This is a genomic window from Candidatus Glassbacteria bacterium, assembly GCA_019456185.1.
Taxonomy (GTDB): Bacteria; Gemmatimonadota; Glassbacteria; order GWA2-58-10; family GWA2-58-10; genus JAJRTS01.
The window spans coordinates 1-10,815 of sequence record VRUH01000087.1; the positions used below are offsets into that span (position 1 = coordinate 1).

A 10,815-nucleotide genomic window follows, 5' to 3' on the forward strand; every position below is an offset into this window, starting at 1 on the left:
CCGAGCCTGCCCCGCCCCGGCCCCTGGCGCCGTCGCGCCCGGCCGACGACGAACCGCCGGTGCGCTCGCCGCTGGGTGCCGACGACGGCGCCCGGTTCAAGCGCGGGCGGCTGATCCACCGGCTGCTGCAAAGCCTGCCCGAACTGCCCCCGGGGGACCGGGCGGGGGCCGCCGCCGCCTACCTGGCGCGGCCCGTCCACGGCCTGTCCGAGGCCCAGCGCGCGGAGATCGCCGCCGAGACCATGGCGGTCCTCGAGCACCCCGACCACGGCCCCCTGTTCGGTCCCGGCAGCCGCCCCGAGGTATCGCTGTGCGGGGTCGTCTCCGGGTACGCGATTTCGGCCCAGGTCGACCGCCTGCTGGTCGGCGAACGGGAGGTGTGGGTGGTCGATTACAAGACCAACCGGCCGCCGCCGGCCAGCGAGGACGAGGTGCCGGCGCTCTACCTCCGGCAGATGGCCGCCTACCGCGAGGCGCTGCGGGGCGTCTATCCGGGGCGCCCGGTGCGGGCCCTGCTGTTGTGGACCGACGGGCCGCGGCTGATGGCGCTGTCCGATCGGCTTTTTGACCGCCACGCGCCTTGACGGGGACCCGTCCGCTCCCTAGATTCAACAAAACGCCGGCCGCAGGGGTGAGCGCCGCAAGCGGCCCGTTTTCAGGATATTGATAGGATTCGTTAGATGCCGAAACACGTAAGCGACGACAGCTTCGAAGCCGACGTCCTGAAGTCCCCGACCCCGGTGATCGTCGATTTCTGGGCCGAATGGTGCGGTCCCTGCAAGCAGATCGCGCCGGCGCTCGAGGAACTGGACACCGAGATGGGCGATCGGCTGACCGTCGCCAAGATCAACATCGACGAGAACCCGATGACGCCGTCCAAGTACGGGGTGCGCGGCATCCCGACCCTGATGGTGTTCAAGAACGGCGAGGTCGCGGCGACCAAGATCGGCGCCCTGCCCAAGAGCAAGCTGGTCGAATGGATCGAATCGGTGATCTGACGACTCGGCGATTAAATGGTGACTGTATATAGTTTTTATTTAATTGGTGACTGTATATAGTTTTTCGGCGGCGGGTTAACCGCCGCCGAAAAACTATATACAGTCACCAATTAAATAAAAACTATATACAGTCACCATTTAATCCAGTCACCATTTAATCGCCTACCCCAAGCAGGTCACGCCAGCGAGTGGTGTAGCGTGGCGAGCGGTGGTCCTGGGTGGTCCGCCAACCGGGGCGGACGCCGCTCGATCCGTAGTGGACCATGCCCGGCCCGAGCCGCCGGTTTATGCCGTCGATGGTTTCCATCAGGCGGCCGGCGCGGACGTCCCCGGCGCCCTCGAACAGGGTCGGCTGGAAGCCCTCGGCGGGGCTCACCTCGTGGAGCAGCACGCCGGCCTTCTTGTAGCGGTAGCCGGGGCGGAAGATGCCCTCCAGCCCCCGCGCCGCCGCCTTGGCGATGGCGCCGCCGTGGCCGGTCGGCACCGCCAGGCATACGGTGACGGCGTCGTGGTGCTGGCGCTGCCGGGGGTTGAGGCGGTTGGTGTCCACGAACACCGTCAGCGCGCCGGCGACCAGGCCGCCCTGGCGGAGCTTCTCGGCCGCCCGCCCGGCGAACACGGCGACCGCCTCGCGCAGCTGGCGGCGGTCCTCCAGCGGCCACCGGAAGGAGCGCGAGACGACCACCGACTTGCGCCCGGCGGGCTGGCTCTCCAGCCCCAGGCACGGGACGCCGCGCAACTCGAGCAGGGTCCGCGCGCCGACCACGCCCATCCGCCTCCTGACCCACCACTCCGGGGTGTCGTGGAGGTCCAGCGCGGTGCGGATGGCGTTGGCGCGCAGCATCTCGCGGCGGTGCCGGCCGATCCCCCACACCTCGCCGACATCGGTTGCCGCCAGGGCGCGGCGCCTTCGCCCGGCGAGGGTCAAATCGAGGACGCCGTCGCCCTCCTTCTTGGCGATCCGGTTGGCCAGCTTGGCCAGGGTCTTGGTGGGGGCGATCCCCACCGATATGGGAATCCCGGTGCAGCGGCGGATGCGGTTCCTGAGGCGGTGGCCGTAGGCGGTCGCCTCGAGGCCGGCGAACCCCGACAGGCCGAGGAAGGCCTCGTCGATCGAATAGACCTCGACCTCGGGGCTGAACTCGCCCAGCAACGCCATCACCCGCTGGGACATGTCGCCGTAGAGCGCGTAGTTGGACGAAAACACCCGCACCCGGTGGCGGCGGAACACGGGGGCGGCCTCGAACACCGGCGCTCCCATGGCGATGCCCAGCGCCTTGGCCTCCTCGGAGCGGGCGATGACGCAGCCGTCGTTGTTGGACAGCACCACCACCGGCCGGCCCTCCAGCGCCGGCGCGAAGAGGCGCTCGCAGGAGACGTAGAAGTTGTTGCAGTCGACCAGGGCTAATACCAAGGAGCCGCTCATCGGCGGTCGAACTCGTGGACGGCGCCGGTCACCACGCCCCAGATGACGCACTCCCGGTCGCCGTCAATCGCCGTCGCCGGGTAGTCCGGGTGGGCCGCTTCGAGCCGCCAGCCCCTCCGCGAGCCGGCCAGCCGCTTGACGGTCAGCGCGCCGTCGAGGACGGCGATGACGATGCTCCCCGAGCGGGCCTCCAGCGAGCGGTCGACGATCAGCAGGTCGCCCGGCAGGATCCCCGCCCCGGTCATCGACTCGCCCTCGGCCCGGACGATGAAGGTGGCGGCGGGACGCCGCACCAGGCGGTCGTTCAGGTCCAGCCGGCCCTCGACGTAATCCTCGGCGGGCGACGGGAAGCCCGCCGCCACCGGCGAGGCGAAGATCACCAGCGAGTGCCGCGTGGACACGAGAGATCGGAACATAAGAAGAACATATCACGGCGCAGCGGAGCCGATCAAGTCCTTCCCATTCAGCGATCGTTAACCACCTTCGGCTAGGGTCGGGCAATGGCGGGATTCTCCCGCCGCCATCCCGGAGGGCGACCCGATGAACGACGCCGAACGTTTCCTGCTCATCAACCGGCAGTGCGAGAACGTTTCGCGGCTGATCGACGAGGCCGAGCGGACGCCGGACAGGGCCAGCGCCGAGGCCCTCTACCGGCTGGCCATCGACCGCACCAGCATCATCTCCGAAGCGGTCCGCCGCGAGTTGAGGACGATGATCCGCGAGACCCCGGACGGACTCGAAAACGCGGCCTGAACCGTCTCCTCGACAGAGATAAAGTAGACCGGCGATGGAATACGGCTTCATCGGCTTGGGCAACATGGGCGCGCTGCTCTACGCCGCGTACCACGATACGAGGTGCTACGAATCCCCGTTAAAGCCGGAATATTCGCTCGCCGGACGGGAAAGCGACACTAGATGTATATCTTACGAATCGCAGCGCGCACGATGTGCCGAATCTCGGCTCGAAATTGCTCACCGTGACGCTGATCTATTACTTTTATGAACCTGTCAATCTTCGATTCATCGTTGCTCTGTTCATCGCCACTCGCGGCGTCACCGGTCTCGCCGTCCTCCTCCTCGGCCGATATCGGCATAGTCATTACCAAGCGAAGTAGTTCAAACCAGGAAATCTGTTCTTCAATTCCGACCGGTATTTCATTATTGAACGCCTTTTTAATTTTGTCCGGGTTAATAACGAACTCCCGTATCGTGAAAAGAGCCGAATCGCGGCTCCTGTCATAAAGAAGATAGTCCACCAAACCATAGATCACGCGAGCAACGATGCCGCGGATGTTTCTTACACTGAATCGGCTGCTTCCCGCTCCAGTTTCGATTTCCTCGGCAAACATGCTAGCGATCCTATCGACGACTTCATAACGATTGAGAAGCGTAAATAAAGAAATATAATAGCTCTGGAAGTAAATTTTTATTTCGTCCTCGAATCTGAAAGGAAGAAGCGTTGCTCCCTTGAAAAACTTCTCAATGTGCTGTACCCAGAAGAAAGAAAAGTAGCTTTTGGTGACACGAAGGCGCTCCTGTTGATCGTCGATGTCGAGCGGATGTTCCATCTCAATAATGTGGCTAATTCGCGTCCAAAAGTCGAAAGGGTGCAACTGAAACATTTGCTCCCTTGGGATGCTTCCTGCAAAGATATAAAGGGGACGCCATTTGTTTAATTTGACTACCATTGACGTTTCGTACAATGCGAACTCGTCGTTTTCGAGGAGCCGAAGCAGGCTTGCCCGGGTTTGCTTGGGGACCTTGTCGATTTCATCCAGAAACAGCGCGCCTCTTCGGGCCTTGAACAAAAGACCATCGGATATAAACGTGTCAGGGTCTGATATGTCACCTCCAGTGTGTCCTTTAGGCGCCCGGTTACCCTTCTGTTTCCATGTTGGTTCCTCTCCGCTTTCGACCCATTTAACAGTTTCAACGAAAATCTTTAACAATCGCGTATGGGTTTTCTCTAGAGAGTCCGAAATACTCTGTCCTTGATTTTTTGCGCGAACAAGTAATTCGTTCCAGCTAGGTTCAAAGATCGATCGAAGATCACGCCCGAATAGAACTTGATCATTTCGCTCATGAGATGATGGTGACAGCGCATACGTCACATATGGACCCTCAATGTCCTGAAAATAGTGAATCGATCGCGTAAGCAGTTCTTTGCCCGAACCTGGCGGTGCAATGACAAGTACGGACTTCGCAGTCCTGTCGTTCCATATCTCTGAAAGCATTTCGTAAGCCCGGCAAACAGAATCGCTGGCAAGAAGAATCGGTTCCTCTCTGGGTTCGGGTCCTTTTGACGGCTGCAAATTCTCGCCGGGCCGTTTTTTTCCAGCTTTGCGCTGGAAGACAGGCACCGAAACATAGTCGTATGGAAATCGGATACGGACTGTTTTTTCTTTCTCCGCCAAACGCAGAGGCATTTTCCTCTTCGCCGCATTTCCTTTCAAAATACCGACCTGATTCGGGTTCGTGCCAAGAAGCTCAAGCTCGCGCGCCCGTTTAGCGACCGCCCAATTTTCCGCCTCATACGGGTTTAAAGCTAGTTCGAGCTTTATGTTAACGGTCACCGCGTTGCTCTTTCCTTTTCTTCCAATGTGCTTCATTGTGTAAATCAAATCGTGGCGACCCAGAACGTACCATTGCTCTTCGTGGCGGCGCTCAGGATCAAGTTCATCTGATATCGTCTTCTCCCATGCCTCGACAACCTCAGGCTGGAACTGGTATAAGGTAAGATATTCCTCCCACGTCGTGAAACGGGCGCTCTGCCCGAACAGCGGTGGTCTAAGCAATGTACGATATGGAACCGGAAGCTTGATATCTATATTAAAATCGACCTTTTCCGTATAGACTACGACGAGCACCCATTGTCGGATTTGTGACACCCGGATCTTAACATTGCCATCAAGAAACTCCTTCCTGGTGCGACCTTTCGACATCGCAGTGAACAGTGCTTTCCAGTACCACGCCAGTGACCAAGGGGCCAGTATTTTGTCGATCGTGTCTTTTATTTCCTTATTTATTGCCTTCTTTTCCTCTATTATTTTATTTTTCTCTTTTGTATCTTGTCCTGATTTATTATATATTTCCTCGTAATTCCTCGCAAGACTTTGATGGATTATCCACGGGCATTCTTGACGGTCAACGTGGGGCGTGAATTTCTGGCGCAGTTGCTCCAGCGCCTTGACGAAGGGTTCTTTAGGGGGGGTCCTTAGAAGCTTCCGAATTTTGTCTTTCGGCGCAGGGTCGAATTCGGCAAAGACATCGCGATGATCATATGTGAGGGAGTAACTGTATGAAGGCTTAACGTTAGCCATATATGAAGGCTTTGTCTGACATGTCATCCCGCACTACGTATGGAACAACAATCGGGCGACGCTCTTGCCAGTATTTACCGAGATTGTCAAAGACGAGCGTTAAGATTGTTTGATGTTCGACCCTATTTGCGATTTCCAAGGCCGCCGCAACTGCGAGGCCAGTGGGGCGACCAGCAGAAAGACCAAGGATATTGTTGGCGAGAAACCATCCTTCCTCCCTCGTTTGGCGAGGCAACGATACGACGTCATCAATCACGTCGAGCTTCAGATTGAGCTTCTTTAGGGGCACCCCGTGAATCGTCGAGGCGGGCCAATCGGGTTCCGGCCAATCGTCAATGTCGTCAGGATATCGTCCGTTCAAGAGCCGTTCAACAAATGGGTACTCCTGATGTTCACAGCAGATGACTCTTGCGGCTTGGTTTACCCTTTTTAAAGCAAAGCCCACTTGTGAGATCGTATTTCCCGAGCCCACGCCGAATACGAAGGTGTCGATTCTCGGTGCCAAACCATTTCGAGTCAACTGGTGAAGGACCTCAGCGAGAAATTCCGCATACGGTTCGTTGGGAACTTTGCGAATCTTCGATATGGGAAAGAGCGATGAGCCTCCTTTCTTCGGTCTACCATGGTTACGCCAATCGTCCGCAAGCATTTCTTCCAAGAGTTTAATGTAACCTATCGGGCCAACGCACGATGGTGAGAATACGACCTCGGCATCCAATTCTTTGATTTGGCGAACGCGAGACGGATAAATATCCGCAGGCAAAAGAACAAGTGGGTTCTTGTAACCAAGCACGCGGGCCACGCTGGCAAAAGCAGCGCCGGCGTTACCGACCGAGCACTCTATCAAGCGAGTTCTTGCCGGATGGATAAATCCGGCGAGCTCGGCACGGAGGAAAAGCCATGGGTACAATCGATCATAAAAACTACCAGTCGAGCAATAAGCGCCAAGATGCTCTAACTTTAATAGAATTCGATTGCCATTTGGAATGGGCATATCCACAGGGATGGAGGAGTTGACTCCTGCGTCGAGTCCTATTAGCCGGACGCGGTCGTTCGTAAGAACTACAAGTGGAGTCGGCGAACGATTAAGGAGGCGAGAAAAAGCGGCGCGCCGATCCATGGGTAAGCGCATGAACTCAACGCTTTCAAAGTTTGATGATACCAATCTCATTACTCATGCTCTTCCGCTGGAGTTTTCACGAATGGCGCGATCGTAAAATAGACAACAACAGCGACTAGGGTCGCTGGTAGAAATGCAACCTTGGGTGCAAGGTTGAGCACGATCAATAGAACAATAAATCCGCATACAATACTGGCGACAGCCGGGGCGACTTTGCGAGTCCCGCGAAAGACGGTCATCAAGACGGCCGGGAGAAAGACCATCACCGCACTGGCCGCCCCGACCATGAGATTCACGATGTCAGGGATGGCCTTAGCTACAATGACCGCAAGCAACCCCAGCACCAATGCGATCACACGCGTGACGTTTAGAAGCCGAAGTTCGTCTTCGGTTCTTTCGCCGACGAATTTGTCGGGTGTATCGTGCTCAAAACGTTTCCAGTCATCGCCTCGGACGAGCTTCGAGACGGCAACCGAGACGATGTTTAGGAACGTGTCGGCCGTACTCAAGAGAGCAGCGAATACACCGAGGGCCAGGATGCTGAGAAACACGCTGGCACCCAGCGACAGAGACTGGTCGGATGGGCCGCGCACGATGTTGAGAAAATGAACAAAGCCAGCGGTCTCTGGATTCGCGCCCTCGCCCAAAGCGGCACGGCCGTAAATGCCGATCGTCGTCAACAGCACGTAAAAAACGAGGAGCGTTGGTGCGGAAATAAAGAAGGCCCGCTGCGCAGCAACGGCATCCTTGGCCGAGGCGATCCGCTGCCACAAATCGGATCTGGCCAGGAGTGACGGTGGGAACAAAATCAAAACACCCACAAGGAACCCTATGCCGTAACCCGTGCCATTGAAATAGCTCTTGTCTAGCGCGAAGACGGCGGCCCCATCGGCATTGGCTGTCAAAAGTGCGAAGATCACTACGGCGCTCACCGACAGCACGTAAAACTGCCACATGTCGGTTAGCAAGACGCCTTTGAAGCCTGCCAGCGCCGTGTAAATCAGGACGACCGCGACGGCGACATAAAACGACCATTCCGTTTCAATTTGGACGAAAATCTTCAGGAAAGCGGTCATCGCAATGAACTGCGCCGCCAATATCGCCAAGAAAAACAACAGGTTGATACCGGTCACACAAGTCTGTGCGGCGCGCCCATAACGCACGCCGATCAAATCGTCCATGGTATCGCAGTTTTCAGCGGACATCGCGCGCTTTATGCGGGGGATGGCTAGGGCCAGAATAATGAGACCGATTCCATACCCGATACCGATGGCATAACCCACTACACCAGCTTCATACCCAACAGCAGAGAGCCCGAAAAACATCCAGCCGCCAACCAAACTGCCAAGTATGGTGAACAGAATCTGAGAGAATGCGGATTGCGACCTATTCGACGCGTATTCAACCAACCTAATTCCACGCGAAATCCACCAGGCTCCAATCAAGCAGGCAATCAGAGCTACAACGACGACAGCTGTTACCATTTCGTTGCCTCATCGGTTTCGTTCCAACCGGGCTTGATATAGTGTATAGCATTGTAAATAGGGAAGGCCATTAAATCAACGGGGATTCCCCAGATAGCCTCCCCTCCCCAGTTGCTGACGATTGTAGCACAAAGGACGTCCCAGCACGATTCCGGCCCTAACCCGGCGCGGTAGGTCGCGATCCCCCGCCGGGCGCGGATTCTGCACCTGATCGGAGTGCCCTCGATGGGGTTCCAAGGCGACTGGCTGATCGGCGCCGGGTGTGTCAGCACGGTGGAGACGGCGGCGATGGCGTCCCGGTCGTAGACCATGGCCGGGGGGGCGTGATGATTGTAGGTCGGCTCGGGAGAATGGCCGAATAGCGGTCTCTCAAGAGAATAATGAAAAAAGCTTTCCTTCCTTCAATCTACTTTCTTGGGAGGCCAGAAAAAGGCCATTTTCCCCCGAATTCCCGGATCAAGCCCAATCATCCCCACTTGATCGAAGCTGCGTTTGCGGGTCAATCTGGGGCTTGGCGTGCAATGACGCGGATCGGGGGAGATGAAGAATGCCCGGACATTTCGAGCAGGCGTTGGCCGCCGTCGAGGCGGGCGGCCGCGCCGCCCGCCTCGCGGTTGAAGATTGAGCCCTCTGGACGGTGCACGCTGAATTCAGAACGGTTTTCGTTTAATCGTCCACATATCGGGGATCGTGGATTCCCTTACCCCAGGCACCACGCCAATATTCCCTTCTGGGCGTGGAGGCGGTTTTCGGCTTCGTCCCAGACCACCGAGCGGGGGCCGTCGATCACCTCGTCGGCGACCTCCTCGCCGCGGTGGGCCGGCAGGCAGTGCATGAACAGGGCGTCGGGCGCCGCGCGCGCCATCAGCGCCGCGTCGATGCGGTAGGGTTCCAGCCGCCGCTTGCGTTCCTCGGCGTCGCCGTCGCCCATCGACACCCAGGTGTCGGTAACCACCAGGTCGGCGCCGGCCACCGCCTCGGCGGGATCGGCGACCACCGTCACCTCGGCGCCCTCGGCGCGCGCCCAGTCCAGCACCCCGGCCCCCGGGTGGAAGCCGTCGGGGCAGGCCAGCACCATGGGAAACCGGAACCGCGCCGCGCAGTGGATGAACGACGCCGCGACGTTGTTGCCGTCGCCGCACCATGCCACCCGCCGGCCGGCGATCGGACCGCGGTGCTCCTCATACGTCATCACGTCGGCCATCAACTGGCAGGGGTGGGATTGGTCGGTCAGGCCGTTGATCACCGGCACCGTGGCGTGGGCGCACATGTCGTCCAGCTTGGCCGAATCATCGGTGCGGATCATGATCGCATCGACGAAGCGCGACAGCACGCGGGCGGTGTCGGCCGTGGTCTCGCTGACCCCGAGGTGGGACTCGCCGCCGCCCATCACCACCACGGCGCCGCCCAACTGCTGCATGGCGACCTGGAACGAGACCCGGGTCCGGGTCGAGGGCTTCTCGAAGATCATGGCCAGCGTCCGCCCAACCAGCGGCCGCCCGCCGTCCGCTCCCTCGCCGCGCTTGAAGGCCGAGCCCAGATCCAGGATCGCCCGCAGGGTGGCTTCGTCGAAGCGGTCGATGTCGATGAAATGTCTAGTGGCCTGTATCATCTCAGGCCAGCCCGCCGCAGCTTCCATCCAGGATGTCCAGCGCCTCCTCGATGTGGCTGTCGTCGATGATCAGCGGCGGCACGAAGCGGACCACGTTGTCGCCGGCGGCCACCGCCAGCATCCCGTTGTCCTCCAACTTGTCCTTGAGGTCGGTGTTGGCGATCACGCACTTGAGGCCCAGCATCAGGCCCGACCCCCGGACCTCCTCCAGCACCTTGGGATGATCCTCGACGAGCCCCTCCAGGCGTGCGCGCAGGGTCGCGGCGACGGCCTCGACACGCTCCAGGAAGCCGTCGCCCAGGACCACGTCCAACACCGCATTGGCGACCGCCATCGCCAGCGGGTTGCCGCCGAAGGTCGAGCCGTGGCTGCCCGCGGTCAGGGCGGCGGCCGCCTTTTCGACGGCCAGGCAGGCGCCGACCGGGAAGCCGCCGCCGAGCCCCTTGGCGACGGCCATCAGGTCGGGCTCGATGCCCGCCCACTGGTGGGCGAACAGGCGTCCGGTGCGGCCCATGCCGCACTGGACCTCGTCCAGGAACAGCAGCAGGGAGAACTCGTCGGCGATCTCGCGCAGGCCCCTCATGTATTCGACCGGCGCCGGCTTGATCCCGCCCTCGCCCTGGACCGGCTCGACCAGGATGGCGGCGGTCTCGGGCGTAATCGCGGCGCGGGTCTCGTTGAGGTTGCCGAAGGCGACCTCGTCGAAGCCCTCGACCACGGGATCGAAGCCGTTGAGGTGCTTCTCCTGGCCGCCCGCCGCGATTGCCGCCAGCGAGCGGCCGTGGAAGGCGTCCCGACACGTGATGACGCGGAAGCGCTCGGGCTGGCCGGCGTCGTCGAAGTGCTTGCGGATCA

11 protein-coding genes are annotated in these 10,815 nt (G+C 59.6%); 3 read left to right on the plus strand and 8 right to left on the minus strand.

All coding sequences use genetic code 11. From position 1 onward, the window contains the following. A partial coding sequence (locus FVQ81_17365) for a double-strand break repair helicase AddA (GenBank protein ID MBW7998300.1) occupies nt 1–584 on the plus strand: 584 nt, incomplete at its 5' end. A 96-nt stretch (nt 585–680) separates the two neighbouring features. Next, complete coding sequence (gene trxA, locus FVQ81_17370) at nt 681–998, plus strand: thioredoxin TrxA (protein ID MBW7998301.1); 318 nt, start codon at nt 681–683, stop codon at nt 996–998. A 154-nt stretch (nt 999–1,152) separates the two neighbouring features. Here trxA and FVQ81_17375 read toward each other — a convergent pair whose 3' ends face one another. Both FVQ81_17375 and umuD read right to left on the minus strand, forming a co-directional pair. Continuing rightward, on the minus strand, nt 1,153–2,424 hold the full coding sequence (locus FVQ81_17375) for a Y-family DNA polymerase (protein MBW7998302.1): 1,272 nt from the start codon (nt 2,422–2,424) through the stop codon (nt 1,153–1,155). Next, a complete protein-coding gene (gene umuD / locus FVQ81_17380; protein ID MBW7998303.1) occupies nt 2,421–2,840 on the minus strand; it encodes a translesion error-prone DNA polymerase V autoproteolytic subunit in 420 nt (139 codons plus the stop codon). The genes FVQ81_17375 and umuD overlap by 4 nt, the downstream gene beginning before the upstream one ends. 124 nt (nt 2,841–2,964) lie before the next feature. On the opposite strand from umuD, the gene FVQ81_17385 reads away from it, so the two are divergent. Further along, nucleotides 2,965–3,177: a hypothetical protein gene (locus tag FVQ81_17385; GenBank protein ID MBW7998304.1), complete on the plus strand. Its 213-nt coding sequence runs from the start codon at nt 2,965–2,967 to the stop codon at nt 3,175–3,177. A gap of 158 nt (nt 3,178–3,335) precedes the next feature. Here FVQ81_17385 and FVQ81_17390 read toward each other — a convergent pair whose 3' ends face one another. The 6 genes from FVQ81_17390 to FVQ81_17415 form a co-directional block, all read right to left on the minus strand. Then, nucleotides 3,336–4,850 (minus strand): hypothetical protein, encoded by a 1,515-nt coding sequence (locus FVQ81_17390; protein MBW7998305.1) that lies wholly within the window; start codon nt 4,848–4,850, stop codon nt 3,336–3,338. 886 nt (nt 4,851–5,736) lie between these two features. Next, entirely contained in the window at nt 5,737–6,915 is a 1,179-nt protein-coding gene (locus FVQ81_17395; GenBank protein MBW7998306.1) for a pyridoxal-phosphate dependent enzyme, read from the minus strand. Then, nucleotides 6,915–8,348, minus strand: coding sequence for a hypothetical protein (locus FVQ81_17400; GenBank protein ID MBW7998307.1), 1,434 nt, complete (start codon nt 8,346–8,348; stop codon nt 6,915–6,917). Before FVQ81_17400 ends, FVQ81_17395 begins: the two co-directional genes overlap by 1 nt. Next, the gene (locus tag FVQ81_17405; GenBank protein MBW7998308.1) at nt 8,342–8,659 is read right to left on the minus strand and encodes a hypothetical protein; all 318 of its coding nucleotides are present in this window, start codon (nt 8,657–8,659) and stop codon (nt 8,342–8,344) included. Before FVQ81_17405 ends, FVQ81_17400 begins: the two co-directional genes overlap by 7 nt. A gap of 389 nt (nt 8,660–9,048) precedes the next feature. After that, nucleotides 9,049–9,960, minus strand: coding sequence for an ornithine carbamoyltransferase (gene argF / locus FVQ81_17410; protein MBW7998309.1), 912 nt, complete (start codon nt 9,958–9,960; stop codon nt 9,049–9,051). Between the two features lies 1 nt (nt 9,961). Continuing rightward, the coding region (locus FVQ81_17415; protein ID MBW7998310.1) for an aminotransferase class III-fold pyridoxal phosphate-dependent enzyme at nt 9,962–10,815 on the minus strand (854 nt) is incomplete at its 5' end.

What these genes read in the sequence shown, in the direction of transcription:
- FVQ81_17395 (MBW7998306.1), bottom strand. Translation starts at nt 6,915, where the DNA reads ATGAGATTGGTATCATCAAACTTTGAAAGCGTTGAGTTCATGCGCTTA.
- FVQ81_17405 (MBW7998308.1), bottom strand. Translation starts at nt 8,659, where the DNA reads ATGGTCTACGACCGGGACGCCATCGCCGCCGTCTCCACCGTGCTGACA.
- FVQ81_17375 (MBW7998302.1), bottom strand. Translation starts at nt 2,424, where the DNA reads ATGAGCGGCTCCTTGGTATTAGCCCTGGTCGACTGCAACAACTTCTAC.
- FVQ81_17385 (MBW7998304.1), top strand. Translation starts at nt 2,965, where the DNA reads ATGAACGACGCCGAACGTTTCCTGCTCATCAACCGGCAGTGCGAGAAC.
- argF (MBW7998309.1), bottom strand. Translation starts at nt 9,960, where the DNA reads ATGATACAGGCCACTAGACATTTCATCGACATCGACCGCTTCGACGAA.
- umuD (MBW7998303.1), bottom strand. Translation starts at nt 2,840, where the DNA reads ATGTTCCGATCTCTCGTGTCCACGCGGCACTCGCTGGTGATCTTCGCC.
- trxA (MBW7998301.1), top strand. Translation starts at nt 681, where the DNA reads ATGCCGAAACACGTAAGCGACGACAGCTTCGAAGCCGACGTCCTGAAG.
- FVQ81_17390 (MBW7998305.1), bottom strand. Translation starts at nt 4,850, where the DNA reads ATGCCTCTGCGTTTGGCGGAGAAAGAAAAAACAGTCCGTATCCGATTT.
- FVQ81_17400 (MBW7998307.1), bottom strand. Translation starts at nt 8,348, where the DNA reads ATGGTAACAGCTGTCGTCGTTGTAGCTCTGATTGCCTGCTTGATTGGA.